28 protein-coding genes are annotated in these 24,988 nt (G+C 61.6%); 17 read left to right on the top strand and 11 right to left on the bottom strand.

Annotation, left to right across the window (positions count from 1 at the left end; translation table 11 throughout):
• Positions 1 to 16 precede the first annotated feature (16 nt).
• From LUB09_RS17865 to LUB09_RS17845, 5 genes are all read right to left on the bottom strand, one after another.
• A complete protein-coding gene (locus LUB09_RS17865; protein ID WP_209984477.1) occupies positions 17 to 1,039 on the bottom strand; it encodes an SIS domain-containing protein in 1,023 nt (340 codons plus the stop codon).
• Entirely contained in the window at positions 1,020 to 2,126 is a 1,107-nt protein-coding gene (nagA, locus tag LUB09_RS17860; RefSeq protein ID WP_209984475.1) for an N-acetylglucosamine-6-phosphate deacetylase, read from the bottom strand. Before nagA ends, LUB09_RS17865 begins: the two co-directional genes overlap by 20 nt.
• A 10-nt stretch (positions 2,127 to 2,136) precedes the next feature.
• Positions 2,137 to 2,895 (bottom strand): GntR family transcriptional regulator, encoded by a 759-nt coding sequence (locus LUB09_RS17855; RefSeq protein WP_209984470.1) that lies wholly within the window; start codon positions 2,893 to 2,895, stop codon positions 2,137 to 2,139.
• Positions 2,896 to 3,157: 262 nt separating this feature from the next.
• Positions 3,158 to 3,661, bottom strand: coding sequence for a L,D-transpeptidase family protein (locus tag LUB09_RS17850; RefSeq protein WP_209984468.1), 504 nt, complete (start codon positions 3,659 to 3,661; stop codon positions 3,158 to 3,160).
• Positions 3,662 to 3,685: 24 nt separating this feature from the next.
• Complete coding sequence (locus LUB09_RS17845) at positions 3,686 to 4,237, bottom strand: NUDIX hydrolase (protein ID WP_231423219.1); 552 nt, start codon at positions 4,235 to 4,237, stop codon at positions 3,686 to 3,688.
• A gap of 147 nt (positions 4,238 to 4,384) precedes the next feature.
• On the opposite strand from LUB09_RS17845, the gene LUB09_RS17840 reads away from it, so the two are divergent.
• From LUB09_RS17840 to purT, 5 genes are all read left to right on the top strand, one after another.
• The gene (locus tag LUB09_RS17840; protein ID WP_057007247.1) at positions 4,385 to 4,987 is read left to right on the top strand and encodes a CoA pyrophosphatase; all 603 of its coding nucleotides are present in this window, start codon (positions 4,385 to 4,387) and stop codon (positions 4,985 to 4,987) included.
• A 35-nt stretch (positions 4,988 to 5,022) separates the two neighbouring features.
• A complete protein-coding gene (locus LUB09_RS17835; RefSeq protein WP_231423218.1) occupies positions 5,023 to 5,547 on the top strand; it encodes a gamma carbonic anhydrase family protein in 525 nt (174 codons plus the stop codon).
• On the top strand, positions 5,544 to 5,759 hold the full coding sequence (locus LUB09_RS17830; protein WP_209984459.1) for a DUF1289 domain-containing protein: 216 nt from the start codon (positions 5,544 to 5,546) through the stop codon (positions 5,757 to 5,759). The genes LUB09_RS17835 and LUB09_RS17830 overlap by 4 nt, the downstream gene beginning before the upstream one ends.
• Positions 5,760 to 5,900: 141 nt before the next feature.
• The gene (locus LUB09_RS17825) at positions 5,901 to 6,368 is read left to right on the top strand and encodes a preQ0 transporter (protein ID WP_209984456.1); all 468 of its coding nucleotides are present in this window, start codon (positions 5,901 to 5,903) and stop codon (positions 6,366 to 6,368) included.
• Positions 6,369 to 6,437: 69 nt separating this feature from the next.
• Entirely contained in the window at positions 6,438 to 7,619 is a 1,182-nt protein-coding gene (gene purT / locus LUB09_RS17820; RefSeq protein ID WP_209984453.1) for a formate-dependent phosphoribosylglycinamide formyltransferase, read from the top strand.
• Positions 7,620 to 7,723: 104 nt separating this feature from the next.
• Here the strand turns inward: purT and LUB09_RS17815 are convergent, their stop codons facing one another.
• The 3 genes from LUB09_RS17815 to LUB09_RS17805 all read right to left on the bottom strand — a co-directional run bounded on the left by LUB09_RS17815 (position 7,724) and on the right by LUB09_RS17805 (position 11,250).
• Positions 7,724 to 9,034 (bottom strand): MFS transporter, encoded by a 1,311-nt coding sequence (locus LUB09_RS17815; RefSeq protein WP_209984450.1) that lies wholly within the window; start codon positions 9,032 to 9,034, stop codon positions 7,724 to 7,726.
• Positions 9,035 to 9,186: 152 nt separating this feature from the next.
• Positions 9,187 to 10,425: a transporter associated domain-containing protein gene (locus LUB09_RS17810; RefSeq protein ID WP_209984447.1), complete on the bottom strand. Its 1,239-nt coding sequence runs from the start codon at positions 10,423 to 10,425 to the stop codon at positions 9,187 to 9,189.
• A 12-nt stretch (positions 10,426 to 10,437) separates the two neighbouring features.
• A complete protein-coding gene (locus LUB09_RS17805) occupies positions 10,438 to 11,250 on the bottom strand; it encodes a cytochrome C assembly family protein (RefSeq protein ID WP_373460566.1) in 813 nt (270 codons plus the stop codon).
• Positions 11,251 to 11,484: 234 nt separating this feature from the next.
• Here LUB09_RS17805 and ffh point away from each other — a divergent pair, with 234 nt between their 5' ends.
• The 9 genes from ffh to thrC all read left to right on the top strand — a co-directional run bounded on the left by ffh (position 11,485) and on the right by thrC (position 19,937).
• On the top strand, positions 11,485 to 12,861 hold the full coding sequence (ffh, locus tag LUB09_RS17800) for a signal recognition particle protein (RefSeq protein WP_003193965.1): 1,377 nt from the start codon (positions 11,485 to 11,487) through the stop codon (positions 12,859 to 12,861).
• A gap of 251 nt (positions 12,862 to 13,112) precedes the next feature.
• Complete coding sequence (gene rpsP, locus LUB09_RS17795) at positions 13,113 to 13,364, top strand: 30S ribosomal protein S16 (RefSeq protein WP_003238923.1); 252 nt, start codon at positions 13,113 to 13,115, stop codon at positions 13,362 to 13,364.
• A 5-nt stretch (positions 13,365 to 13,369) separates the two neighbouring features.
• The gene (gene rimM, locus LUB09_RS17790; RefSeq protein WP_057007239.1) at positions 13,370 to 13,906 is read left to right on the top strand and encodes a ribosome maturation factor RimM; all 537 of its coding nucleotides are present in this window, start codon (positions 13,370 to 13,372) and stop codon (positions 13,904 to 13,906) included.
• Positions 13,888 to 14,661, top strand: a complete 774-nt coding sequence (trmD, locus tag LUB09_RS17785; RefSeq protein WP_209984441.1) for a tRNA (guanosine(37)-N1)-methyltransferase TrmD — start codon at positions 13,888 to 13,890, stop codon at positions 14,659 to 14,661. The genes rimM and trmD overlap by 19 nt, the downstream gene beginning before the upstream one ends.
• A gap of 43 nt (positions 14,662 to 14,704) precedes the next feature.
• Positions 14,705 to 15,055 carry a 50S ribosomal protein L19 gene (gene rplS / locus LUB09_RS17780; RefSeq protein ID WP_003175895.1) on the top strand — a complete coding sequence of 117 codons (351 nt, stop codon included), beginning with the start codon at positions 14,705 to 14,707 and terminating at the stop codon, positions 15,053 to 15,055.
• A gap of 200 nt (positions 15,056 to 15,255) precedes the next feature.
• Complete coding sequence (xerD, locus tag LUB09_RS17775) at positions 15,256 to 16,152, top strand: site-specific tyrosine recombinase XerD (protein WP_209984434.1); 897 nt, start codon at positions 15,256 to 15,258, stop codon at positions 16,150 to 16,152.
• Positions 16,153 to 16,294: 142 nt separating this feature from the next.
• The gene (locus LUB09_RS17770; RefSeq protein ID WP_209984432.1) at positions 16,295 to 17,026 is read left to right on the top strand and encodes a disulfide isomerase DsbC N-terminal domain-containing protein; all 732 of its coding nucleotides are present in this window, start codon (positions 16,295 to 16,297) and stop codon (positions 17,024 to 17,026) included.
• Between the two features lie 129 nt (positions 17,027 to 17,155).
• A complete protein-coding gene (locus LUB09_RS17765) occupies positions 17,156 to 18,460 on the top strand; it encodes a homoserine dehydrogenase (RefSeq protein ID WP_209984430.1) in 1,305 nt (434 codons plus the stop codon).
• Positions 18,461 to 18,527: 67 nt separating this feature from the next.
• The gene (gene thrC / locus LUB09_RS17760) at positions 18,528 to 19,937 is read left to right on the top strand and encodes a threonine synthase (RefSeq protein ID WP_057007235.1); all 1,410 of its coding nucleotides are present in this window, start codon (positions 18,528 to 18,530) and stop codon (positions 19,935 to 19,937) included.
• Positions 19,938 to 20,021: 84 nt separating this feature from the next.
• Here the strand turns inward: thrC and LUB09_RS17755 are convergent, their stop codons facing one another.
• Complete coding sequence (locus LUB09_RS17755) at positions 20,022 to 20,243, bottom strand: hypothetical protein (protein WP_015372877.1); 222 nt, start codon at positions 20,241 to 20,243, stop codon at positions 20,022 to 20,024.
• A 64-nt stretch (positions 20,244 to 20,307) separates the two neighbouring features.
• Positions 20,308 to 20,538, bottom strand: coding sequence for a hypothetical protein (locus tag LUB09_RS17750; RefSeq protein ID WP_209984424.1), 231 nt, complete (start codon positions 20,536 to 20,538; stop codon positions 20,308 to 20,310).
• 290 nt (positions 20,539 to 20,828) lie between these two features.
• Here LUB09_RS17750 and LUB09_RS17745 point away from each other — a divergent pair, with 290 nt between their 5' ends.
• On the top strand, positions 20,829 to 21,113 hold the full coding sequence (locus LUB09_RS17745; protein ID WP_231423217.1) for a DUF3509 domain-containing protein: 285 nt from the start codon (positions 20,829 to 20,831) through the stop codon (positions 21,111 to 21,113).
• 179 nt (positions 21,114 to 21,292) lie between these two features.
• Here LUB09_RS17745 and LUB09_RS17740 read toward each other — a convergent pair whose 3' ends face one another.
• A complete protein-coding gene (locus LUB09_RS17740; RefSeq protein WP_231423216.1) occupies positions 21,293 to 22,492 on the bottom strand; it encodes a CaiB/BaiF CoA transferase family protein in 1,200 nt (399 codons plus the stop codon).
• Between the two features lie 152 nt (positions 22,493 to 22,644).
• Here LUB09_RS17740 and LUB09_RS17735 point away from each other — a divergent pair, with 152 nt between their 5' ends.
• Together LUB09_RS17735 and recJ are read left to right on the top strand one after the other, a co-directional pair.
• Positions 22,645 to 23,187 (top strand): YaeQ family protein, encoded by a 543-nt coding sequence (locus LUB09_RS17735; protein WP_003238901.1) that lies wholly within the window; start codon positions 22,645 to 22,647, stop codon positions 23,185 to 23,187.
• A gap of 66 nt (positions 23,188 to 23,253) precedes the next feature.
• Positions 23,254 to 24,963 carry a single-stranded-DNA-specific exonuclease RecJ gene (gene recJ / locus LUB09_RS17730; RefSeq protein WP_231423214.1) on the top strand — a complete coding sequence of 570 codons (1,710 nt, stop codon included), beginning with the start codon at positions 23,254 to 23,256 and terminating at the stop codon, positions 24,961 to 24,963.
• The last annotated feature ends 25 nt before the right edge of the window (positions 24,964 to 24,988 follow it).

Raw genomic sequence — 24,988 nt, 5'->3', positions numbered from 1 at the left:
ATCAGGAAAACACCACTCAGTGAGTGCGGGTGACTTTGCTCAGGTGGCGCGGCTGGTCCGGGTCCATGCCCCGGGCTTCAGCGAGACCTGCGGCCATCACGTAGAAACTCTGGATGGCCAGGATCGGATCGAGGCTCGGGTGCTCGGCGCGGCTCAGGGTCAGGTCGCGTTCGGCGATATCGTCCGGCGCGGCCAGCAACACCCGGGCGCCGCGCTGGCGCATATCGGCGGCCAGGCTCAACAGGCCGGCCTGCTCGGCACCGCGTGGGGCGAATACCAGCAGGGGGTAGTTTTCGTCGATCAGGGCCATCGGGCCGTGGCGCACTTCGGCGCTGCTGAAGGCTTCGGCCTGGATCGCCGAGGTTTCCTTGAGCTTGAGCGCGGCTTCCTGGGCGATGGCAAAACCGGCGCCACGGCCGATCACCATCAGGCGCTGGCTGCCTTTGAGGGCGTCGATGGCGAGTGTCCAATCCTGCTTCGCGGCGGCACGCAGCTCGTCGGGCAGGGCGCGGCAGGATCGCAGCAAATCGGCTTCCTGGCTCCAGTGCCCGATCAACTGCGCGCTGGCGCTGAGGGTGGCGATAAAGCTTTTGGTCGCCGCCACGCTGAGTTCCGGCCCTGCGCACAGTGGCACGTGGAATTCGCAGGCGGCTTCCAGCGGCGAGTCCTCGGCGTTGACCAGCGAGATACTCAAGGCCCCTCGCTTGCGCAGCAGGCGCAGGCTGTCGACCAGGTCCGGGCTCTGCCCCGACTGCGAGAAACCGAACGCCACCTGGCCGCTGACCTGCAACGGCGCCTGCAACAGGGTCACCACCGACATTGGCAGCGACGCCACCGGGATGCCCACATGCTGCATGGCGAGGTAGGCGAAGTAGCTGGCGGCATGGTCGGAACTGCCGCGGGCGATGGTCAGCGCCACCTGCGGCGGCTGGCGGCGCAGGCGCTCGGCGATGTTCTCCAGTGGCACGCCGAGGCGTTGCAGTTGCGCGGCGACGGCATCAGCGGAGGCCAGGGCCTCTTCAAGCATTTTTGAAGTCAATGGTTTCTCCTTCGACCATTACGTCGGTGAGGGTCAGGGCGCGGTCCAGGCGCACGCAGTCGGCAAAGCTGCCGGGTTGCAGGCGGCCGCGCGCCTGCAGGCCCAGGTAGTCCGCCGGAAATTGCGACAGGCGTTGTGAGGCTTCGCTGATGGGCAGGCCGATTTTCACCAGGTTGCGCAGCGCCTGATCCATGGTCAGCGTGCTGCCGGCCAGGGTGCCGTCGGCCAGGCGCACGCCGCCCAGGCATTTGGTCACGGTGTGGCTGCCCAGCTTGTATTCGCCGTCGGGCATGCCGGCGGCGGCGGTGGAGTCGGTCACGCAGTACAGGCACGGGATCGAACGCAGGGCCACGCGCATGGCACCGGGGTGCACGTGCAGCAGGTCGGGGATCAGCTCGGCGTATTGGGCGTGGGCCAGCGCGGCGCCGACGATGCCGGGTTCACGGTGATGCAGCGGGCTCATGGCGTTGTACAAATGGGTGAAGCTGGTGGCGCCGGCTTCGAGGGCGGCCACGCCTTCTTCATAGCTGCCCAGGGTGTGGCCGATCTGCATGCGCACGCCGCGTTCGCTGAGCGCGCGGATCAACGCCGCGTGGCCGGCGATTTCCGGCGCGATGGTGATCACGCGGATCGGCGCCAGGGCGAGGTAGGCCTCCACTTCGGCGATCAAGGCGGTATGGGCGAAGTTGGGCTGGGCGCCGAGTTTGCCCGGGTTGATGTAGGGCCCTTCCAGGTGTACACCGAGCACCCGTGCGCTGCCGGTGGGGCGTTGCTCGCAGAAGGTGCCGAGCTGGCCGAGTACGCGGGAAATCTCCTCCACCGGCGCGGTCATGGTGGTGGCCAGCAGTGAGGTGGTGCCAAAGCGCACGTGGGTGCGGGTGATGGTCTCGAAGGCGCTTGCACCTTCCATGATGTCGGCCCCGCCGCCGCCGTGCACATGCAGGTCGATAAAGCCCGGCAGCAGGTAAGGCAGGTCATTGTCGGCGGGGTCACAGGGCGTGCCTTCGATGGCGCTCACCCGGCCGTTTTCGTGCACCAGGCGGCCGCGAATCCAGCCCTGGGGTGTGAGGATGTTGTCTTCGGACATGGGCAGTTCTCTAGAGTCGCAGTTCAGCGGAGTAGTCATGACGACGCAGCTCTGCGACAAAGTCGTAGTAGTCGTTGCGGCAGTAGGTGTCGGTGATCTCAATCGGCGTGTTGTCGGCGGTGTAGCCAACCCGCGACATCAGCAGCATGGCGGTGCCGGGGGCGATGCCCACGAGGGCGGCGAACTCGTCCGACGCATTGATTGCCTGCACATGCTGCAGGGCGCGCACGATGGGCTTGCCGATGCCTTCCAGGTATTCGTAGAGCGAGTTGCCCAAGGTGTGCGGCTGTGGCAGCACCGAGGCGGGGAGGGTGGTCATCTCGATGGCCATGACCGTGTCATCGGCTTTGCGCAAACGCTTGAGGCGCGCGACCTTGTCGGTGGGTGACAGGGCGAGGCGGATCAGCTCTTCGTGCGTTGGCGGGGTGACCTCGCGCTCCAGCCAGTGCGAGCTGGGCACAAAGCCCTTGAGGCGCAGCATTTCGCTGAAGCCCGAAAGGCGCGACAGCGGTTGTTCCAGGCGCGGCGTGATAAAGGTGCCGGAGCCCTGACTGCGACGGATCAGGCCCTGGGCAAACAGCACTTGCAGGGCTTTGCGTGCAGTGACCCGCGAGATACTCAACTGCTCACTGAGTACGCGTTCGGAGGGCAAGGCCTGTTCGGATTTCCACTCGCCGGCATGGATGGCCGCTTCCAGGTTACGGGCCAGTTGCAGGTACAGCGGCGTGGATTGCGTGTCGTCAGGGCGCAGGGCCAGGATGGGATTCATGGGTGAGTGTCCGATGCGTTATTTGGAATGTTGTCGCCCGGTATTGGCCGGAAACTAATACCACTTAGATACCATGTCAATGCACCCAAAACCGTGCAGGCAACGGTTTCAGAGCCCTGTATTGGGGCTTGGCATCAAGTGGTATTAGAGAGGTCTTTATGGCGCGCAGAACGACGCAAGCCCGCGCGGTGAACTGGTATTCACCGGCAGGCGCTGTCAGGGGCGGGAAAATATTTCGAATTATTTTACGGGCGATTGAAGATCAGGGCCGGATCTCGATCAGGGTGCCGTCCTTGACCAGGTTCCAGACCTCGCGCATGTCGACGTTGCGCATGCCGATGCAGCCATCGGTCCAGTCCAGGGTGTGGAACCACTGCTCCGGGTAGTCTGCGGTGTCAGGCGTGCCGTGGATCATGATCATGCTGCCGGGCTTCACGCCTTCGCGGCGGGCGCGGGCGGCGTCGCTGATATTGGGGTAGGAAATGTGCATGGCCAGGTTGTAGCGGTCGCTGACCTTGCGCCAGTCGAGCCAGTAAAAACCTTCCGGTGTACGGCGGTCGCCCTCGATCAGCTTGTGGCCCTTGGGGTTCTTGCCCAGGGAGATGCGGTAGGTCTTGAGGGGCTTGCCGTCGTTGATCAACTGCAATTGGTGGGCAGACTTGAGCACCAGGACCTTCTCCACCGGTTTGCCGCCCAGGGTTTCCAGGGTGGACGCCGATGACAGCGAGGCGAACGACAGGCAGAGCAGAGCGAGCAACCAACGCATTGACACGATTTCCTGGGGGCCGGATCAGGACCGGGCGGTGTTGGACATGGGCGGTACCGCTTCGCTGCGCACGGGGAAAGCCTGTTGCCGACGGTCGGCAAAAAAGCATTCCAGGGTACGCCCCACCGTGCGGAAAGCCAGTTCGGACCAAGGGATATCGGCCTCGTCGAACAGCTTCACCTCAAGGCTTTCGATACCGGCGGCAAAGTTTAGGTCGACGAGTTCTGCGCGGTAGAAAATATGCACCTGGCTGATATGCGGCACGTCGATCAGGGTATAGATCTGCAGGTTGCGGATGCGCGCGCAGGCTTCTTCGAAGGTTTCGCGCACGGCGGCCTGTTCCACGGTCTCGCCGTTTTCCATGAAGCCTGCGGGCAGGGTCCAGTAACCCAGGCGCGGCTCGATGGCGCGGCGGCACAGCAGCACTTGGTCGCCCCACACCGGCAGGGTGCCGGCCACGATATTGGGGTTCTGATAGTGGATGGTGTGGCAGTGATCGCACACATAACGCAGGTGCGCGTCGCCATCGGGGATGCGTTGGGTGACCGGTTTACCGCACTGGCTGCAGAAGTTCATGCTCGGGTTCCTGGAGATTGCGTGCATCTTGGCTTGGTGCCGGGCGTTCCTGCAAGTTGTCGTTTAACGACACGCCTGCGGTTTTGGGGTTGGGCGCCCGCACGCTTTGGTGCATGATGCAAGGTAGCCAACAGACCGAGATGACTCATGCTGGACGAGCTACTTCGCCGGGTAAGCAATCACACGCCGCACACGCTGGAGACCGACGGGCGGTTCCCCGAGGCCGCGGTGCTGGTGCCAATTACCCGCAGCGACGAACCCGAACTGATCCTGACCCTGCGCGCCAGCGGGCTGTCGACCCATGGCGGCGAAGTCGCGTTTCCCGGCGGGCGCCGTGACCCCGAAGACCCGGACCTGATCTTCACCGCGCTGCGCGAAGCCGAAGAGGAAATCGGCCTGCCGCCGGGCCTGGTGGAAGTGATCGGCCCCTTGAGCCCGCTGATTTCCCTGCATGGCATTCGCGTTACGCCTTACGTGGGGGTGGTTCCCGATTACGTCGAGTACCTGGCCAACGACGCCGAAATTGCCGCTGTTTTCAGCGTGCCGCTGGATTTTTTCCGTCAGGACCCGCGCGAGCACACCCATCGCATCGATTATCAGGGCCGCAGTTGGTACGTGCCGAGCTACCGCTTTGGCGAGTACAAGATCTGGGGACTGACCGCCATCATGATCGTCGAGCTGATCAACCTGCTGTATGACGACGCCAGGATCAGCCTGCACCAGCCGCCCAAGAGCTTCATCAATATCTAAGCCATCACCTGAATGGCAAGCCGCGAGGACACACCATGAAATACCGCCTGGGCGACGCCCGCGTCGAGACCCACCCTGACAGCTGGGTGGCACCCAATGCCACACTCGTGGGCAAGGTCAAGCTGGAGGAGGGCGCCAACGTCTGGTTCAACGCGGTGTTGCGGGGCGACAATGAACTGATCCTGATCGGCAGGAACAGCAATGTGCAGGATGGCAGCGTGATGCACACCGACATGGGCTACCCGCTGACCCTGGGCACCGGCGTGACCATCGGCCATAACGCCATGCTGCACGGCTGCAGCGTCGACGATTACAGCCTGATCGGCATTAACGCGGTGGTTCTCAATGGTGCCAGAATTGGCAAGCACTGCATCATCGGCGCCAATTCGCTGATCGGTGAGGGCAAGGAAATTCCCGACGGCTCGCTGGTAATGGGCTCGCCGGGCAAGGTGGTGCGTGAGCTGACCGAGGCGCAGAAGCGCATGCTCGAAGCCAGCGCCGCGCACTATGTGCATAACGCCCAGCGGTATGCGCGCGACCTGGCCGAGCAGCAGGCATGAACCCGGCTGAACGTCCCGTCGCCTCGCCGTGTGTGAGCATCTGTGCATTGGATGATGACGATATCTGTACCGGCTGCCAGCGCACGGTGGCCGAGATTACGCGCTGGAGCCGCATGGACAATGCCGAGCGCCGGGTGGTGCTGGGGTTGTGTCATGAGCGGGCGGTGGCCGGTGGGTTGGTGTTTATGATGCCGGGCAAGTCCGGCGCCTGAACCACCGCCATCGGGAGCAAGCCCCCTCCCACATTTGCATGTATTCACACATCCAACTGGGTGAACCCGATCAAATGTGGGAGGGGGCTTGCTCCCGATGAGGCCTTATCTGACAACCTAATTACCCACAGGCTCTACCCCATGCTCTTCCTGATCGCCTACATCGGCAGCGTCGTGCTGATCAACTTCGCCTTCTCCACCGCCCCGCACCTGGACGTCATCTGGTCCGCCTGGGGCGGGCTGGTGTTCATCCTGCGCGACATGGTGCAAACCCGCTTCGGCCACGGTGCGATCATTGCCATGCTGGCCGCGCTGGTGCTGTCCTACATCACCTCCGACCCGTCCATCGCGCTGGCCAGCGCCACGGCGTTCGCAGTGTCCGAATGCATCGACTGGCTGGTGTTCAGCATCACCCAGCGGCCGTTGCATGACCGCCTGTGGATCAGTTCGGCGCTGAGCATTCCTCTGGATACCTTTATCTTCTTCGGTCTGATCGGCGCGCTGACCCCGGCCGTTGCAGGTACGGCGCTGGTGTCGAAATTCGCCGGCGTCACGGTGGTGTGGTTGATCATGGCCTGGCGTCTGCGTAAACGGGCTGTCGCCAACTGAGGCCAATTTTTACAGTTCATGTAAAATGCCGGCCTTTCTCCCCATGATCCGCTCCCCTGAGGACCTGAGATGACCCGAATCGGAACTCCATTGTCGCCGACCGCGACCCGCGTAATGCTGTGTGGCTGCGGTGAGCTGGGCAAGGAAGTGGTGATCGAGCTGCAACGCCTGGGCGTTGAAGTGATTGCCGTGGATCGCTACGCCAACGCGCCGGCCATGCAGGTGGCGCATCGCAGTCACGTGATCAACATGCTCGACGGCGCCGCCCTGCGCGCGGTGATCGAGGCGGAAAAACCGCACTTCATCGTGCCGGAAATCGAAGCCATCGCCACCGCCACCCTGGTCGAGCTGGAAGCCGAAGGCTTCACCGTGATCCCGACCGCGCGTGCCACCTCGCTGACCATGAACCGTGAAGGCATCCGTCGCCTGGCTGCCGAAGAACTGGACCTGCCGACCTCGCCGTATCACTTTGCCGATACCTTCGAAGACTACAGCAAGGCCGTGCAGGACCTGGGCTTCCCGTGTGTGGTCAAGCCGGTGATGAGTTCGTCGGGCAAGGGCCAGAGCCTGTTGCGTAGCGCCGAGGATGTGCGCCAGGCGTGGGATTACGCGCAGGAAGGCGGGCGTGCCGGCAAGGGCCGCGTGATCATCGAGGGCTTTATCGACTTCGACTACGAAATCACCCTGCTGACCGTGCGCCACATCGGCGGTACCACGTTCTGCGCGCCGGTCGGTCATCGTCAGGAGAAGGGCGACTATCAGGAATCCTGGCAGCCCCAGGCCATGAGCCCGGTGGCCCTGGCGGAATCCGAGCGCGTTGCCAAAGCGGTGACCGAGGCCCTGGGCGGTCGCGGTCTGTTTGGTGTGGAGTTGTTCATCAAGGGCGATCAGGTGTGGTTCAGCGAAGTGTCGCCGCGCCCCCATGACACTGGCCTGGTGACCCTGATTTCCCAGGACCTGTCGCAGTTTGCCCTGCACGCGCGCGCCATTCTTGGCCTGCCGATTCCGTTGATTCGTCAGTTCGGCCCGTCGGCGTCGGCGGTGATTCTGGTGGAAGGTCAATCGACGCAGACCGCATTTGCCAACCTCGGTGCCGCGTTGAGCGAGCCGGACACGGCATTGCGGTTGTTTGGCAAGCCGGAGGTGAATGGCCAGCGCCGCATGGGTGTGGCGTTGGCGCGGGATGAGTCGATTGAAGCGGCTCGAGCCAAGGCGACCCGTGCTTCGAAGGCTGTTGTTGTAGAGCTCTAAAAGCATCGGGAGCAAGCCCCCTCCCACATTTGAATGTATTCACACATCCAACCCTGTGAACCACGATCAAATGTGGGAGGGGGCTTGCTCCCGATAGCGCTCTATCAGGCCACCTTGTTCAAGTCGTTATCCCGCGTCTCTTTCAGGCACAGCACCGCAATCAAGCTGATCAGCGCCGCCGCCGACACATACCCGCCCACATAACTCAGCCCGCCCATCGCCACCAGCTTGGTCGCGAAGAACGGCGCCGCTGAAGCCCCCACGATGCCACCCAGGTTATACGCAGCCGAAGCGCCGGTATAACGCACGCGGGTCGGGAACAGCTCCGGCAGCAGCGCGCCCATCGGGGCGAACGTCACCCCCATCAGGAACAGCTCCAGGGCCAGAAACAAGGCGACCCCCCAGGTCGAACCCTGGGTCAGCAGCGGTTCCATGGTGAAGCCCGACAGCATCGTCAGGATCGCGCCGACGATCAGCACCGGCTTGCGCCCGTAGCGATCACTGGCCAGCGCCGCCAGCGGTGTCGCCAGCCCCATGAACAGCACCGCAAAGCACAGCAGGCCGAGGAAGGTTTCGCGGCTGTAGCCCAGTGTCGACACCCCGTAGCTCAGGGAAAACGCCGTGGTGATATAGAACAGCGCATAGCACACCACCATCGACGCAGCGCCCAGCAGCACCGGCAGCCAATGTTGGCTGAACAGTTCCACCAGGGGCACTTTCACCGGCGCCTGTTTGGCGACGGCATTGGCGAACACCGGGGTTTCATGCAGCTTCAGGCGGGCGTACAGGCCGACCATCACCAGCACCGCGCTGAGGATGAATGGAATACGCCAGCCCCAGCTGCGGAACTGCTCGTCGTTCAGGCTCATCGCCAGAATCAGGAACAGACCGTTGGCCGCCAGGAAGCCGATGGACGGACCCAGTTGCGGGAACATGCCAAACCAGGCGCGCTTGCCCTTGGGAGCGTTCTCGGTGGCCAGCAACGCCGCGCCGCCCCATTCCCCGCCAAGGCCCAGGCCCTGGCCGAAGCGCAGCACGCACAGCAGAATCGGCGCCCAGGCACCGATGCTGTCGTAACCGGGCAGCAAGCCGATCAGCGTAGTGCATACGCCCATCAGCAGCAGCGACGCGACCAGCGTGGACTTGCGGCCAATGCGGTCACCGAAGTGGCCGAACAGCGCCGAGCCCAGTGGACGGGCGATAAAGGCGATGCCGAAGGTCAGGAACGACGCGAGCATCTGCGCGGTGCCGGAGGTCTGCGGGAAGAACACCGGACCGATCACCAGTGCAGCTGCGGTGGCGTAGATATAGAAGTCGTAGAACTCGATGGCGGTGCCGACGATGCTTGCGGTGGCAACCCGTGCGGTCGAATTGCTCGGGGCGGCAGGCGCTGCCTCGCTATACGTGGTGGTCATGAGGTATCCCTGGCGGTCGTTGTTATTGGTCGAACACCCATAGGACTGGGTGGGCGGGGCTCGCAGGGATTATAGGAACAACAGCGTGGCATCAGCTACCGCAAATCCAGTGCGGGAGGGGGCAGGTCTCCCTCAGGGTGAGCTGTGTTTTGTCAGATCGCGACAGGCACACGGCTGGTGTGCCAGATCAGCACCTTGCTGACCCGGTTGTCCTCGGTCTCGAGGATCTCCAGGCGGTACCGGCCGATCTTCAGGCATACCGCGCAATCCGGAATGGTCTCCAGTGCTTCGGTCACCAGGCCGTTGAGGGTCTTGGGGCCGTCGCTGGGCAGGTGCCAGGTCAGGCTCTTGTTCAGGTCGCGGATCGAGGCGGCGCCGTCAATGATGTAGCGGCCATCGGTCTGGGCCTCGATATGCGGGTTGTCCGAGCTTTGCTCGTTCTCGAACTCGCCGACAATTTCTTCGAGGATATCTTCCAGGGTGACGATGCCCATCACTTCGCCGTACTCATCCACCACCATGCCCAGACGCCGCTGTTGTTTGTGGAAGTTCAGCAACTGGAGTTGCAGTGGCGTGCTTTCCGGGACGAAGTAGGGTTCGTGGCAGGCGCTCAGCAAGCCGTCTTTGGTGAGGCGGGCATCGGGCAGCAGGTGCTGGATCTGCCGGGTATTGAGCACGGCTTCGACCTGGTTGATGTCGCTGTGAAACACCGGCAGTCGGGTGCGCAGGGTATTGCGCAGTTGCTCGATGATTTCGTCGATCGAATCATCCAGGTTGATGCCGTCCACTTCACTGCGCGGCACCAGGATGTCATTCACCGTGATGTTGTCCAGCGCATGGATACCGGGCATGCCAGGCGTGCGGTCTTCATCGGTGTCGGCTTGCGGCTCGTCGTCATGATCGGGCAGTGGGTCATCGCTGTGTTTCACCACGCCGGGTTTGCGCGCAAACGGGCGCAATAGCAGCAAGCTCAAAGCATTGAGCAGCCAGGCCAGGGGGTAGAGGAGTTTCAACGGCAGGCCCAGCAGCACATTGCCAAACCCCAGCACCGCCTGAGGGTGGCGGGTGGCCAGGGCGCGGGGCAGGTAGTCGGCCAGCACCAGCAGCAGGGCGCTGGAGATCGCCCAGCCCAGCCAGGGGCCGTTTTGCGCCCACGCATAAATCGCCAGCAGGGTGCAGAGAATCACCACCACGCCCCGGCACAGGGTGTTGCACAGGATCAGGCTGTTACGCGGGAAGTTCAGGCGTGCGGCCGCCTTGTCACCCTGGCGCGTGCCGGGACGCAGGGCCAGCAGGTGCTGCTGGGCGGCTTCGATGGCGGTAAACAGCGCCGCCCATAACACCAGCAGGGCGATTACCGCGAGCATCGGCCCCAGGGGCAAGTTGTCCATGTGTACTGCCCGTCAGATATGCAGGATGTATTCGCGAACCAGCTTGCTGCCGAAATAGGCCAGCATCAGCAGGCAGAAACCGGCCAGGGTCCAGCGGATTGCCTTGTGCCCGCGCCAGCCGAGGCGGTTGCGGCCCCACAGCAGCACGCTGAACACCACCCAGGCCAGGCACGCCAGCAGGGTTTTGTGCACCAGGTGCTGGGCAAACAGGTTCTCGACGAACAGCCAGCCGGAAATCAGCGACAGCGACAGGAGCGTCCAGCCGGCCCACAGGAACCCGAACAGCAGGCTTTCCATGGTTTGCAGCGGCGGGAAGTTCTTGATCAGGCCAGAAGGGTGTTTATGTTTGAGCTGGTGGTCCTGCAGCAGCAGGAGCAGGGCCTGGAACACCGCGATGGTGAACATGCCGTAGGCGAGGATCGACAGCAGGATATGCGACAGGATGCCCGGCTCTTCATCGATCACCTGCACCGTGCCGGTGGGGGCGAACTGCGCCAGTAGCACCGTGAGCACGCCCAGCGGGAAGAGCAGCACCAGCAGGTTTTCCACCGGGATGCGCGTGCAGGCGATCAGCGTCAGGCCGATCACGGCCGCCGCGATCAGGCTGGCGGCGCTGAAAAAATCCAGGCCCAGGCCGATCGGCGTCATCAGGTGGGTAAACAGGCTGGCGACGTGCGCCACCAGGGCGAGGCCGCCAAGGCCTGCGAGCAGGCGTTTGTCGGCCTTGACGCATTTGGCCAGGCGGGTGCCCTGGTAGAGGGTCGCAGCGGCATACAGGATGGCGGCGGCGAGGCTGGGTAGCAAACTGGGTGACAAGGGAAGCATAAATCCTGAAAGGAAAGCCCGAAAGGCGCTGAGTTTGGCATACACAGACGTTGCACGAAAGACTCCCGGGCCAGACAGCGGGTGTGCATGGGCGCAGTCTTCGCTATAATCCGCGACCTGCCCACGCCGCAGGCTCGCCGAGCGCTGTTTTTAATAGCGATTTACCACAGCCTGGGCCGTCATTACCTCGGTCTACCAAAGCATTTCGATGAATGGGGCCTGAAAGGATCGCGCATGTTTGAAAACCTGACTGACCGTCTCTCGCAGACGCTGCGCCACGTTACCGGCAAGGCCAAGCTGACCGAGGACAATATTAAAGACACCCTGCGCGAAGTGCGCATGGCGTTGCTGGAAGCCGACGTCGCCCTGCCGGTGGTCAAGGACTTCGTCAACTCGGTCAAGGAGCGTGCGGTCGGCACTGAGGTGTCGCGCAGCCTGACCCCGGGCCAGGCGTTCGTGAAGATCGTCCAGGCCGAACTCGAAAGCCTGATGGGCGCCGCCAACGAAGACCTGAACCTCAGCGCCGTGCCGCCGGCCGTCGTGCTGATGGCCGGTCTGCAGGGCGCGGGTAAAACCACCACGGCCGGCAAACTGGCGCGCTTTCTTAAAGAGCGCAAGAAGAAGTCGGTAATGGTGGTGTCGGCTGACGTCTACCGTCCGGCCGCCATCAAGCAGCTGGAAATGCTCGCGGGCGAAGTGGGCGTGACCTTCTTCCCGTCGGACCTGAGCCAAAAGCCGGTCGACATTGCCAACGCAGCTATTAAAGAAGCCAAACTGAAGTTCATCGACGTGGTCATCGTCGACACCGCCGGTCGCCTGCACATCGACGAAGAGATGATGGGCGAGATCAAGGCGCTGCATGCCGCGATCAATCCGGTCGAGACGCTGTTCGTGGTCGACGCCATGACCGGCCAGGATGCGGCCAACACCGCCAAGGCCTTCGGCGACGCGCTGCCGCTGACCGGCGTGATCCTGACCAAGGTCGACGGCGATGCCCGTGGCGGTGCCGCGCTGTCGGTGCGTGCCATCACCGGCAAGCCGATCAAGTTCATCGGTATGGGCGAGAAGAGCGAAGCGCTCGAGCCGTTCCACCCTGAGCGTATCGCTTCGCGCATCCTCGGCATGGGCGACGTGCTCAGCCTGATCGAGCAGGCCGAAGCCACCCTCGACAAGGACAAGGCCGACAAGCTGGCCAAGAAGCTGAAGAAGGGCAAGGGCTTCGACCTCGAAGACTTCCGTGACCAGCTGCAGCAGATGAAGAACATGGGCGGCCTTGGTGGCCTGATGGACAAGCTGCCGAACATCGGCGGTGTGAACCTGGCGCAGATGGGCAATGCCCAGGGCGCGGCAGAGAAGCAGTTCAAGCAGATGGAAGCCATCATCAATTCCATGACCCCGGCCGAGCGCCGCGACCCTGAGCTGATCAGCGGTTCGCGCAAGCGTCGGATCGCCATGGGCTCCGGCACTCAGGTGCAGGACATCGGTCGCTTGATCAAGCAGCACAAGCAGATGCAGAAGATGATGAAGAAATTCTCCGCCAAGGGCGGAATGGCCAAGATGATGCGCGGCATGGGCGGTATGTTGCCCGGCGGTGGCATGCCGAAAATGTAAAGTATTCGAGCGCAGGCACAGCGTGCGCTCCGACCCACAGGGATGTGGGATCTCCAGCAAACCCGCCGTTGGCGGGGGCTGACTCGCCGTTTTTAACGACGGCTCTATAGCAGATCTGAATGGCACGCGGGCAGGCGCCGGAAAAAGACATTTGCAAAAGTCCGGATATTCCTTAGAATATGCGGCCTTTCGGGCACCTATGCCCGCTGTGCATTTAGATTTGCAGCACCGACTACAGGAACGATGTTCACATGCTAACAATCCGTCTTGCCCTTGGCGGCTCCAAAAAGCGCCCGTTTTACCACTTGACCGTAACCGACAGCCGCAACCCGCGCGACGGTTCGCACAAGGAACAGGTTGGTTTCTTCAACCCGATCGCTCGTGGTCAAGAAGTTCGTCTGTCCGTGAACCAAGAGCGCGTAGCCTACTGGCTGAGCGTGGGTGCACAGCCATCCGAGCGCGTTGCAAAGTTGTTGAAGGACTCGGCTAAGGCCGCAGCCTGAGCAATATGAACGCGACGCCAACTGTTGCTGATGATTTGATCGTTATCGGCAAGATTTACTCTGTTCATGGCGTTCGCGGCGAAGTGAAGGTGTATTCCTTTACTGATCCGACTGAAAACCTGTTGCAGTACAAGACCTGGACGCTCAAGCGCGAAGGTAGTGTGAAACAGGTCGAGCTGGTCAGTGGGCGCGGGAGCGACAAGTTCCTGGTCGCAAAGCTCAAGGGTCTTGATGATCGTGAAGAAGCTCGTCTTCTTGCCGGTTATGAGATCTGCGTGCCGCGCAACCTGTTCCCTGAATTGACCGATGGCGAGTACTACTGGTACCAGCTGGAAGGTCTGAAGGTTATTGATCAACTGGGGCAATTGCTCGGGAAAATCGATCATCTTCTGGAAACCGGCGCCAATGATGTAATGGTGGTCAAGCCTTGCGCTGGCAGCCTGGATGATCGCGAACGGCTGTTGCCCTATACCGGGCACTGCGTGTTGGCCGTCGACCTGGCCGCAGGCGAGATGAAGGTGGAATGGGATGCGGACTTCTAGGCGTGGCTAATTTGCGCATTGAAGTGATCAGTTTGTTTCCCGAGATGTTTTCCGCCATCAGCGAGTATGGCATCACCAGTCGGGCGGTGAAACAGGGGCTGTTGCAGCTCACCTGTTGGAACCCGCGAGACTACACGACGGATCGGCATCACACTGTGGACGACCGCCCATTTGGCGGTGGCCCGGGCATGGTGATGAAGATCAAGCCCCTGGAAGACGCACTGGTTCAGGCCAAGGCAGCTGCTGGGGAGAAGGCGAAGGTAATTTACCTGTCCCCTCAAGGCCGTCAGCTGAAACAGGCTGGGGTCCGCGAACTGGCGAATGAGGAAGCATTGATCCTGATTGCCGGTCGCTATGAAGGCATTGACGAGCGTTTTATTGACGCTCATGTCGATGAAGAGTGGTCGATTGGGGACTATGTCCTGTCTGGCGGTGAGCTGCCGGCGATGGTCCTGATAGATGCGGTTACACGGCTGCTGCCTGGAGCTTTAGGGCATGCGGACTCCGCGGAGGAAGATTCCTTCACGGATGGTTTGCTGGATTGCCCGCATTACACCCGCCCGGAGGTGTATGCGGATCAGCGTGTTCCCGACGTGTTGCTAAGTGGCAATCACGCACACATCCGGCGTTGGCGTTTACAGCAGTCCCTTGGTAGGACCTATGAACGACGCGCCGATCTTCTGGATAGCCGCTCGCTTTCTGGAGAAGAGAAGAAGCTGCTCGAGGAATACATCCTCGCGCGGGACGATAGTTAAACGTATCGATGGTAGGTCCATTGACTTACCTTAGGAGCACAGCATGACTAACAAAATCATCCTTGCACTCGAAGCAGAGCAGATGACCAAAGAGATCCCTACCTTTGCCCCGGGCGACACCATTGTCGTTCAGGTGAAAGTGAAGGAAGGCGACCGTTCGCGTCTGCAAGCGTTCGAAGGCGTGGTAATCGCCAAGCGTAACCGTGGTGTGAACAGTGCTTTCACTGTTCGTAAAATCTCCAACGGTGTTGGCGTAGAGCGTACTTTCCAGACCTACAGCCCGCAGATCGACAGCATGGCCGTCAAGCGTCGCGGTGACGTACGTAAAGCCAAGCTGTACTACCTGCGTGACCTGTCCGGTAAAGCAGCTCGCATCAAGGAAAAACTGGCTTAAGTCCAGCGTTCCGATGCAGAAAAAAGCAGCCTTCGGGCTGCTTTTTTGTGCGCGGGATTTGTTGACTGGCCCAAAGCCGAGTTGCAGCTATCGCGGGCAAGCCAGCGCCCACATGTTGATGTGTAAACATATTCAAGTGTGGGCGCTGGCTTGCCTGCGATAGGATCTACCCGACACCACCGCCACCAGCCTGAGCCCCCATGCCCGCCATCGACCACCCTCTGATCGACCGCTTCCTCGACGCCCTCTGGCTGGAAAAAGGCCTGTCGGACAACACTCGCCAGGCCTACCGCAGCGACCTGGCCTTGTTCAACGGCTGGCTGCAGGAAAAGCAACTCGAACTGATCAACGCTGGTCGCGAGCTGATTCTCGATCACCTCGCCTGGCGCCTGGAGCAGCATTACAAGCCGCGTTCCACCGCACGATTTCTCTCGGGCGTGCGTGGCTTTTACCGTTATTTGCTGCGGGAAAAGCTCATCGCCCTCGACCCGACCCTGCAGATCGACATGCCGCAACTGGGCAGGCCATTGCCCAAGTCGCTGTCGGAGGCCGACGTCGACGCTTTGCTCGCCGCCCCCGACCTGAGCGAAGCCATCGGCCAGCGTGACCGGGCCATGCTGGAGGTGCTCTACGCGTGCGGCCTGCGGGTGACCGAGTTGATCAGCCTGACCCTGGAGCAGGTCAACCTGCGCCAGGGCGTGTTGCGGGTAATGGGCAAGGGCAGCAAGGAGCGGCTGGTGCCCATGGGCGAGGAGGCGATTGTGTGGGTGGAGCGCTACATGCGCGATGCGCGCCATGAACTGCTCGGCGGGCGTCCCAGCGATGTGCTGTTCCCCAGCCAGCGCGGTGAGCAGATGACGCGACAGACCTTCTGGCATCGGATCAAGCACCAGGCGAAAGTCGCCGGGATCGGCAAGGCCCTGTCGCCGCACACCTTGCGCCATGCTTTTGCTACCCACTTGCTCAATCACGGCGCCGATTTAAGGGTGGTGCAAATGCTGCTCGGCCACAGCGACTTGTCCACCACCCAGATCTACACCCACGTTGCGCGGGCACGCCTGCAGGATATGCATGCCAGGCACCACCCGAGGGGCTGAAAACGCCCAATTTATGCCGCCACGGGCTGCCCTGCGGCCCAACTGTGGTAGGCTTTGCCGGTTAGCAAAGGCGACGGTCCACCCCCCGAGTTTCCAATCGGCATAACTGTACCGTCCCTGCATCTGCCCCTCAGGAGTTTCCATGCGCTTGATCCAGATTATTGCCGCCGCAGCCATTGCGTTGGTTTCCAGCGTTGCCTTCGCCGATGACGCCGCCGAGCAGGCCATTCGCAAGAGCCTGGCCAACCTGCAGCTCGACACACCCATCGAAAGCATCGGCGCCAGCCCCATGGCCGGCCTGTATGAAGTCAAGCTCAAGGGCAGTCGCGTGCTGTACGCCAGTGCCGACGGCCAGTACGTCGTCCAGGGCTACCTGTTCCAGCTCAAGGACGGCAAACCGGTCAACCTGACCGAGAAAGCCGAACGCCTGGGCGTGTCCAGGTTGATCAACGGCATTCCGGTGGCTGAGACCGTCGTGTACCCGGCGATCGGCGAGACCAAGACCCACATCACCGTGTTCACCGATACCACCTGCCCTTACTGCCACAAGCTGCACGCCGAAGTGCCGGCGCTGAACAAGCTGGGTGTGGAAGTGCGTTATGTCGCCTTCCCGCGTCAGGGCCTGGGTTCGCCGGGTGACGAGCAGTTGCAGGCGGTATGGTGCTCGGCCGACAAGAAAGCTGCCATGGACAAGATGGTCGATGGCAAGGAAATCAAGGCCGCCAAATGCGCCAACCCGGTTTCCAGACAGTTTGCCCTCGGTCAGTCCATCGGCGTGAACGGTACACCGGCCATCGTTTTGGCTGACGGTCAGGTGATTCCGGGCTACCAGCCGGCACCACAAGTTGCCAAACTGGCTTTGAATGCCAAATAAACCAGCATCGTCGATGCTTCGACGATCAGGGCTCGCCGCCAAACCTGCGGGCCACTAATTGAAAGCCGCAGTTGTGCGGCTGTTTTCCACGGCCGACCTAGCGTCGGCCGTTTCATGGGGAGTTCTTCAGTGAAACCGGTCAAAGTAGGCATCTGTGGGTTAGGGACCGTCGGTGGCGGTACCTTCAACGTACTTCAGCGCAATGCTGAGGAAATTTCCCGCCGTGCAGGTCGCGGGATTGAAGTGGCGCAGATTGCCACGCGTTCGCCAAAGCCTCAGTTCCAAACGACCGGTATTGCGATGACCAACGATGTCTTCGCCGTGGCCAGCAACCCTGAAATCGATATCGTCATCGAGCTGGTGGGCGGCTACACCGTGGCCCGCGAGCTGGTGCTCAAGGCCATCGAAAACGGCAAGCACGTGGTCACCGCCAACAAGGCGCTGATTGCCGTGCACGGCAACGAAATCTTCGCCAGGGCGCGGGAGAAGGGCGTGATCGTAGCGTTCGAAGCCGCCGTGGCCGGTGGCATCCCGGTGATCAAGGCGATCCGGGAAGGCCTGTCCGCCAACCGCATCAACTGGGTGGCGGGCATCATCAATGGCACCGGTAACTTCATCCTTACCGAGATGCGCGAGAAGGGCCGTACCTTTGAAGACGTGCTCGCCGAAGCCCAGGCCCTGGGTTACGCCGAAGCCGACCCTACCTTCGACGTGGAAGGCATCGACGCTGCCCACAAGCTGACCATCCTGGCCTCCATCGCCTTTGGTATCCCGCTGCAGTTCGACAAGGCCTACACCGAAGGCATCACCCAATTGACCACCGCCGACGTGAATTACGCCGAAGCCCTGGGCTACCGCATCAAGCACCTTGGCGTGGCGCGCAGCACCCCGGCAGGTATCGAGTTGCGTGTACACCCGACGCTGATCCCGGCTGATCGCCTGATCGCCAACGTCAACGGCGTGATGAACGCCGTGATGGTCAACGGCGACGCCGCTGGCTCCACCCTGTTCTACGGCGCCGGTGCTGGCATGGAGCCGACCGCTTCGTCGGTGATCGCCGACCTGGTGGATGTGGTTCGCGCCATGACCAGCGACCCGGAAAACCGCGTGCCGCACCTGGCCTTCCAGCCGGACTCGCTGTCGGCCCATCCGATCCTGCCGATCGAGGCGTGCGAAAGTGCCTACTATCTGCGTATCCAGGCCCAGGATCATCCGGGCGTGTTGGCCCAGGTCGCCAGCATCCTGTCGGAGCGCGGGATCAACATCGAGTCGATCATGCAGAAGGAAGTCGAGGAGCAGAACGGCCAGGTGCCGATGATCCTGCTGACCCACCGTGTGCTCGAACGGCATATCAACGAAGCCATCGCCGCCATGGAAGCCCTGCAAGGCGTGGTGGGGCCGGTGGTACGGATTCGTGTCGAACACTTGAATTAACCGATCTGTTCCAGGGGCCCCGTGAGCACGGCGGCCTCTGTTCGAGAATGTTGTAGAGGAGCCAGTCATGCGTTATATCAGCACCCGCGGCCAGGCACCGGCCCTGAACTTCGAAGACGTTTTACTGACAGGCCTCGCCACCGACGGCGGCCTGTACGTGCCGGAAAACCTGCCACGTTTCACCCAGGAAGAAATCGCTTCGTGGGTGGGCCTGCCATACCACGAGCTGGCGTTCCGGGTGATGCGCCCGTTCGTCACCGGTAGCATCCCGGATGCGGACTTCAAGAAGATCCTGGAAGAAACCTACGGCGTGTTTTCCCACAGTGCCATCGCACCGTTGCGCCAATTGGACGGCAACGAGTGGGTGCTTGAGCTGTTCCACGGTCCGACCCTGGCGTTCAAGGACTTTGCCCTGCAACTGTTGGGTCGTCTGCTTGATTACGTGCTGGCCAAGCGCGGCGAGCGCGTGGTGATCATGGGCGCCACCTCCGGTGACACCGGTTCAGCGGCCATCGAAGGCTGCAAGCACTGCGAGAACGTCGACATTTTCATCCTGCACCCGCATCAGCGTGTATCGGAAGTGCAGCGTCGGCAGATGACCACGATTTTTGGCGAGAACATCCACAACATCGCCATCGAAGGCAACTTCGATGACTGCCAGGAAATGGTCAAGAACAGCTTTGCTGACCAGAGTTTCCTCAAAGGTACGCGTCTGGTGGCGGTGAACTCGATCAACTGGGCGCGGATCATGGCCCAGATCGTCTACTACTTCCATGCCTCGCTGCAGCTGGGCGGGCCGGCGCGTTCGGTGTCGTTCTCGGTGCCGACCGGCAATTTCGGCGACATCTTCGCCGGCTATCTGGCGCGCAACATGGGCCTGCCGATCAACCAGTTGATCGTCGCCACCAACCGCAACGACATCCTGCACCGCTTCATGAGCGGCAACGGGTATGTGAAGGAAACCCTGCACGCCACGCTGTCACCGTCGATGGACATCATGGTCTCGTCGAACTTCGAGCGCCTGCTGTTCGATATGCACGGTCGCAACGGAGCTGCTATTGCCGACCTGATGAGCAACTTCAAGAGCGGTGGCGGTTTCAGCGTCGAGCAGGAGCGCTGGACCGAAACCCGCAAGCTGTTCGATTCCCTGGCCGTGGACGACGCGCAAACCTGCGAAACCATCGCTGAAGTCTATGCCCGGACCGGTGAACTGCTCGACCCGCACACTGCCATCGGCGTAAAGGCAGCGCGCGAATGCCGTCGCAGCCTGGATATTCCGATGGTGATCCTCGGCACCGCGCACCCGGTCAAATTCCCGGAAGCGGTGGAGAAGGCCGGCGTTGGCAAGGCGCTGGAGTTGCCCAAGCACATGGCCGACCTGTTTGAGCGTGAAGAGCGCTGCACAGTGCTCGCCAATGACCTGAAGGCAGTGCAGGCGTTTGTCAGCCAGCATGGCAATCGAGGCAAGCCTTTGTAAGGCATCCCGCGAGAATCGAAACGCCGCTTTCCCATCCCTGGGGCAGCGGCGTTTTTGTATGTGGCAGGCCCGGCAGCGTCCTGATTACATAAGCAGTTTGATTGCCACTCCGGTGATTGAAGCGATGGTTGCCACTACGGCCATCGCCACCCCCATGGGGTACCAGAACGTTTCACAGGTAATCTTCAGTGACTCGGACTTGAGCTTGTCTCGCTCTGCCTGCATGCGTGATATCTCGGCGTAGATACGCCTTACATCGGCATGCATCCTCTCCATTGTTGCCTGCTCCTCTTTGTTTTCAACCATCGTAATCATCCTTCGCAACAGGGGCCTTTGACATGCGCTCTTTTGCCCGGCAAAAACATCAGCGTCACGAGAATAGTTTCTGTGCCACTACTATTACCGTGCCAACAGCGGCGTAAAAGCCCGTCGCGATAGCCACTGGGTACCAGAACGTTTCACAGGTTATCTTCAAGGATTCCTTGTTGAGTTTGTTCTGCTCCGCGTTCATCCGGGCAATCTCGGCAAAAATGCGTGACACCTCCGCATGCATTCTGTCTGTTGAGTTCTGCTGTTCATTGGGTTCCACCGTCGTAATCATCCTTCGCAATCAGGGCCTTTTGACATGCGCTCAGTCGTGCAGCGCTCACCGAGTATAGGATTCACCTGCAGCCTCAACGCCCGGCAAACCCCAAAACAGCAGCCCATTGCGTAAGCAGGTATGTGCCGCCGTTTTTTACTTGTCATGTTGCGAGCGCATGCTGGTCTCGTCATCCCCCTGCAACCGTTGAAAGACGAAAAAGCGAACTTTCCTACGTCAGAACCAGTCACTTAGGATAGATGCAGCACCCGTTAAGACGATTGTTCCCGAACTATTGAGTGGTGATCGAGATGGAAAGTATCAGCCTATTGCTCGACGAAGCACTGAGCCCTTATCAGGTTACGCTGACCACCTCTGGTGTGCAGGGCGAGAGCCTGGTGACCGTGAAGAATCCTGCCGGCGCCATCGTGGTCGAGCGTGAAGTCGACCAGGTGCAATTGATGGATAAACGTTTGCTGGTGGATGTGGTGGATTGCCTGCTGCGCGACATCAAGATTGCCGAAGGGCGCCTGGAGCCCTCGGTCATCGCAGCCCTGCGCAGCGCGGCCCAGACACGTGGCGCCGCGCTGGCATGAAGAATTGTTTATTGATGGAAACTTCCCACAGCATGCTCGGTCAGATTTTGTAACAGCAAGAGCAAACATTGTGCTCCGGTGTTTGTGGCTTGTTGTACTGGTCATTGTAAGGCCACGTTTAACCCTGAAGTGTCTCCCCACGCTTCGGGGTTTCTTTTTGCCCGCGATTTGTCACGGCGTCAGATCGCGCCTTGTTCGCGCAGGCGAACAATCGCCGCCGCGTCATAGCCCAACTCGGTCAGCAACACGCCATTGTGCTCGCCCAATTGCGGCCCGACCCATTCGCAGCTGCCCGGCGTGTCCGAAAGCTTGGGCACGATGCCCGGCATCTTGAAGTCCTTGCCGCCCGGCAATTGGGCCTTGAGGAACATCTCCCGCGCGAGAAACTGCGGATCGCCGAGCATGTCTTCGGCACTGTAGATTCGGCTGGCGGGTACGTCGGCCTTGTTCAACTGCTCCACCACCTGCTCCAGCGGCAGGGAATTGACCCAACGATCAATCACGCCGTACAGCTCATCGCGACGGCTGTCACGCCCGTCATTGCTGGCCAGTTGCGGATCGTTCGCCAGGTCTTCACGGCCGATGGCCGACATGAAACGCTTGAAAATCGCGTCGCCGTTGGCGCCGATCTGCACGTGCTTGCCGTCGACGCTGGTGTGGATCGAGGACGGTGTTATACCGGGCATGATGTTGCCGGTGCGCTCGCGGATAAACCCGAATACGTCGAATTCCGGGATCATGCTTTCCATCATGGCGAAGATGGCTTCATACAGCGCCACATCCACCACCTGGCCCAGCCCGCCATTGACCTCACGATGACGCAGCGCCATCAATGCGCCGATCACCGCCCACAGTGCGGCAATCGAATCGCCGATGGAGATGCCCGTGCGCACCGGCGGACGGTCCTCGAAGCCGGTGATATAGCGCAGCCCGCCCATCGACTCGCCCACCGCGCCGAACCCTGGCTGGTCTTTCATCGGGCCGGTCTGGCCAAAGCCCGACAGGCGCACCATCACCAGTTTCGGGTTCAACGCATGCAGGGTTTCCCAGCCCAGGCCGAGCTTTTCCAGCACCCCGGGGCGGAAGTTTTCGATCAGGATGTCGGCGTTTGCCAGCAACTGCTTGAGAATCGCCAGGCCATCGGGATGCTTGAGGTTCAGCGTCAGCGACTTCTTGTTGCGCGCCTGCACGAACCACCACAGCGAAGTGCCTTCATACAGCTTGCGCCATTTGCGCAGCGGGTCGCCGCCGTCCGGTGACTCGACCTTGATCACTTCGGCGCCGAACTCGGCGCAGATGCGCGAAGCAAACGGGCCGGCGATGAGGGTGCCGAGTTCGATGACTTTGAGGCCGGCAAGCGGCTTGGCATTAAACGACATAATGATCCTTGTCTGCGCTGGGCGGGGAGGGGATGTGATGCTTTTAACATAGGCGCGCCGCTCAGGGATAAGGATGATGCAGCGCAGGATTCGTTGAATGAGCTCTCCATCGGTTAGACTGGCCGCCTTTCCCTGTCTCTAGAAGCCCGTTCATGGCCCAGCCGTCCACGACCTACAAATTCGAACTCAACCTCACCGACCTTGATCGTTCGGTGTACGAGAGCGTCAAACAGACCATCGCCCGCCACCCTTCGGAAACCGAAGAGCGCATGACCGTACGCCTGCTGGCCTACGCCCTCTGGTACAACGAGCAACTGGCGTTCGGGCGCGGCCTGTCGGATGTGGACGAGCCCGCCCTGTGGGAAAAAAGCCTGGATGACCGTGTGTTGCACTGGATCGAAGTCGGCCAGCCGGATGCCGACCGTCTGACCTGGTGCTCGCGCCGAACCGAACGCACCAGCCTGCTGGCCTACGGCAGCCTGCGTGTGTGGGAAGGCAAGGTGGTCCCGGTGGCCAATAACCTGAAGAACGTGCACATCGCCGCCGTGCCCCAGGAAATCCTGGAGGTGTTGGCCAAGGACATGCCACGGGTGATCAAGTGGGACGTGATGATCAGTGAAGGCACCATTTTTGTCACCGACGACCGTGGTCAGCATGAAGTGCAATTGCAGTGGCTGGTTGGCGAGCGCGGTTGAAGAGTTGCAGCCGCAAGCTTGAAGCTTGAAGCTAAAATCCCCCCCATAGAGATCCCATCCCGTCCCATGCGTATCGATCCCCGCCCGTTGCCCGCTGTCTTGCCGTTTCTCGGTGATCTGCCACCGCTGTTGACCCGCCTTTACGCTGCGCGCGGGGTACGCTCCGAGGTCGAGCTGGATAAAAGCCTCAAGCAGTTGATTCCCTATCAGCGGCTCAAGGGCATCGACGCGGCGGTGGACTTGCTGGTGGTCGCCCTGGAGCAGCGCCAGCGCATCCTGATCGTCGGTGACTTCGATGCCGATGGCGCCACTGCCAGCACCGTAGGCACCCTGGGCCTGCGCTTGCTCGGCGCGGCCCATGTGGATTACCTGGTGCCCAACCGTTTCGAGTATGGCTACGGCCTGACCCCGGAAATCGTCGCCGTGGCGCTGCAGCGTGAGCCGCAGTTGCTGATCACCGTGGACAACGGCATTTCCAGCGTCGAAGGCGTGGCGGCGGCAAAGGCGGCCGGGCTCAAGGTGCTGGTCACCGACCACCACTTGCCGGGTGACGAACTGCCGGCGGCCGACGCGATCGTCAACCCGAACCAGCCGGGCTGTGAATTTCCCAGCAAGGCCCTGGCGGGCGTCGGCGTGATCTTCTATGTGCTCATGGCCCTGCGTGCGCGCTTGCGCGACCTGGGTTGGTACGCGGACAAGCCGCAGCCGAACATCGGTGATCTGCTCGATCTGGTGGCCCTGGGCAGCGTCGCCGACGTGGTGCCGCTGGATGCCAACAACCGCATCCTGGTGCATCAGGGCCTGGAACGCATTCGCGCCGGTCGCGCCCGGCCGGGGATCAAGGCGATCCTGGAAGTGGCCAAGCGCGACGCGGCGCGCATCACCTCCACCGACCTGGGGTTTATCCTCGGCCCACGGCTCAACGCTGCCGGTCGCCTGGACGACATGAGCCTGGGCATTGAATGCCTGCTCACCACCGACATTGCCGCCGCCCGGGAAATGGCCGCGCAACTGGACGGCATGAACCAGGACCGCAAGTCCATCGAGCAAGGCATGCAGCGCGAGGCCCTGGCCCAGCTCAAGGACCTGCCGGTGGAGTCGATGCCCTACGGTTTGTGCCTGTTCGACCCGGAGTGGCACCAGGGCGTGATCGGCATCCTGGCCTCGCGCATGAAGGAGCGCTATTTTCGCCCGACCATCGCGTTCGCCGATGCGGGCGATGGCTTGCTCAAGGGCTCGGGCCGTTCGGTGCAGGGCTTTCATATCCGTGACGCGTTGGCCGTGGTTGCCAGCCAGCATCCCAACCTGATCGCCAAATACGGCGGCCACGCCATGGCGGCGGGGCTGACATTGCCCGAGGCGAACTTCCCGTTGTTTGCCCAGGCGTTCGATGCCGAAGTGCGTCGGCAACTGCGCGAAGAAGACCTCACCGGTCGCCTGCTGACCGACGGCACCCTGGCCGTGGAAGAATTTCACCTGGAACTGGCCCGCGCGCTGCGTCATGCCGGGCCATGGGGGCAGCACTTTCCCGAGCCGGTGTTCCATGGTGTGTTCCAGTTGGTGGAACAGCGCGTGGTGGGCGAGCGGCACCTGAAAGTGGTGCTCAAGAGCGAATGCGGCTCGGTGAAGCTCGACGGCATTGCATTTGGGGTGGACCGTGAGGTCTGGCCGAACCCGACGGTGCGTTGGGTGGAGTTGGCCTACAAGCTGGATGTGAACGAGTTTCGTGGCAATGAAACCGTGCAGTTGATGATTGCCCACATCGAACCGCGATAAATTTCAGCCTCACCATAAACACATG

It is taken from the genome of Pseudomonas sp. Leaf59, assembly GCF_920984685.1.
GTDB lineage: Bacteria > Pseudomonadota > Gammaproteobacteria > Pseudomonadales > Pseudomonadaceae > Aquipseudomonas.
The sequence above is the reverse complement of the archived record's forward strand: the minus strand, read 5'-3'. Positions and strand labels throughout refer to the sequence as shown.

Excerpts from the sequence above, each read along its gene's own strand:
- xerD (WP_209984434.1), top strand. The coding sequence starts at position 15,256 with ATGCCCGCCATCGACCACCCTCTGATCGACCGCTTCCTCGACGCCCTC.
- LUB09_RS17750 (WP_209984424.1), bottom strand. The coding sequence starts at position 20,538 with ATGATTACGACGGTGGAACCCAATGAACAGCAGAACTCAACAGACAGA.
- LUB09_RS17740 (WP_231423216.1), bottom strand. The coding sequence starts at position 22,492 with ATGTCGTTTAATGCCAAGCCGCTTGCCGGCCTCAAAGTCATCGAACTC.
- recJ (WP_231423214.1), top strand. The coding sequence starts at position 23,254 with ATGCGTATCGATCCCCGCCCGTTGCCCGCTGTCTTGCCGTTTCTCGGT.
- LUB09_RS17735 (WP_003238901.1), top strand. The coding sequence starts at position 22,645 with ATGGCCCAGCCGTCCACGACCTACAAATTCGAACTCAACCTCACCGAC.
- LUB09_RS17830 (WP_209984459.1), top strand. The coding sequence starts at position 5,544 with ATGAACCCGGCTGAACGTCCCGTCGCCTCGCCGTGTGTGAGCATCTGT.
- LUB09_RS17815 (WP_209984450.1), bottom strand. The coding sequence starts at position 9,034 with ATGACCACCACGTATAGCGAGGCAGCGCCTGCCGCCCCGAGCAATTCG.
- LUB09_RS17755 (WP_015372877.1), bottom strand. The coding sequence starts at position 20,243 with ATGGTTGAAAACAAAGAGGAGCAGGCAACAATGGAGAGGATGCATGCC.
- LUB09_RS17770 (WP_209984432.1), top strand. The coding sequence starts at position 16,295 with ATGCGCTTGATCCAGATTATTGCCGCCGCAGCCATTGCGTTGGTTTCC.
- LUB09_RS17825 (WP_209984456.1), top strand. The coding sequence starts at position 5,901 with ATGCTCTTCCTGATCGCCTACATCGGCAGCGTCGTGCTGATCAACTTC.
- LUB09_RS17845 (WP_231423219.1), bottom strand. The coding sequence starts at position 4,237 with ATGAACTTCTGCAGCCAGTGCGGTAAACCGGTCACCCAACGCATCCCC.
- LUB09_RS17855 (WP_209984470.1), bottom strand. The coding sequence starts at position 2,895 with ATGAATCCCATCCTGGCCCTGCGCCCTGACGACACGCAATCCACGCCG.
- LUB09_RS17810 (WP_209984447.1), bottom strand. The coding sequence starts at position 10,425 with ATGGACAACTTGCCCCTGGGGCCGATGCTCGCGGTAATCGCCCTGCTG.
- nagA (WP_209984475.1), bottom strand. The coding sequence starts at position 2,126 with ATGTCCGAAGACAACATCCTCACACCCCAGGGCTGGATTCGCGGCCGC.
- LUB09_RS17835 (WP_231423218.1), top strand. The coding sequence starts at position 5,023 with ATGAAATACCGCCTGGGCGACGCCCGCGTCGAGACCCACCCTGACAGC.
- trmD (WP_209984441.1), top strand. The coding sequence starts at position 13,888 with ATGGGATGCGGACTTCTAGGCGTGGCTAATTTGCGCATTGAAGTGATC.
- LUB09_RS17850 (WP_209984468.1), bottom strand. The coding sequence starts at position 3,661 with ATGCGTTGGTTGCTCGCTCTGCTCTGCCTGTCGTTCGCCTCGCTGTCA.
- thrC (WP_057007235.1), top strand. The coding sequence starts at position 18,528 with ATGCGTTATATCAGCACCCGCGGCCAGGCACCGGCCCTGAACTTCGAA.
- LUB09_RS17805 (WP_373460566.1), bottom strand. The coding sequence starts at position 11,250 with ATGCTTCCCTTGTCACCCAGTTTGCTACCCAGCCTCGCCGCCGCCATC.
- ffh (WP_003193965.1), top strand. The coding sequence starts at position 11,485 with ATGTTTGAAAACCTGACTGACCGTCTCTCGCAGACGCTGCGCCACGTT.
- LUB09_RS17840 (WP_057007247.1), top strand. The coding sequence starts at position 4,385 with ATGCTGGACGAGCTACTTCGCCGGGTAAGCAATCACACGCCGCACACG.
- LUB09_RS17745 (WP_231423217.1), top strand. The coding sequence starts at position 20,829 with ATGGAAAGTATCAGCCTATTGCTCGACGAAGCACTGAGCCCTTATCAG.
- rimM (WP_057007239.1), top strand. The coding sequence starts at position 13,370 with ATGAACGCGACGCCAACTGTTGCTGATGATTTGATCGTTATCGGCAAG.
- rplS (WP_003175895.1), top strand. The coding sequence starts at position 14,705 with ATGACTAACAAAATCATCCTTGCACTCGAAGCAGAGCAGATGACCAAA.
- rpsP (WP_003238923.1), top strand. The coding sequence starts at position 13,113 with ATGCTAACAATCCGTCTTGCCCTTGGCGGCTCCAAAAAGCGCCCGTTT.
- purT (WP_209984453.1), top strand. The coding sequence starts at position 6,438 with ATGACCCGAATCGGAACTCCATTGTCGCCGACCGCGACCCGCGTAATG.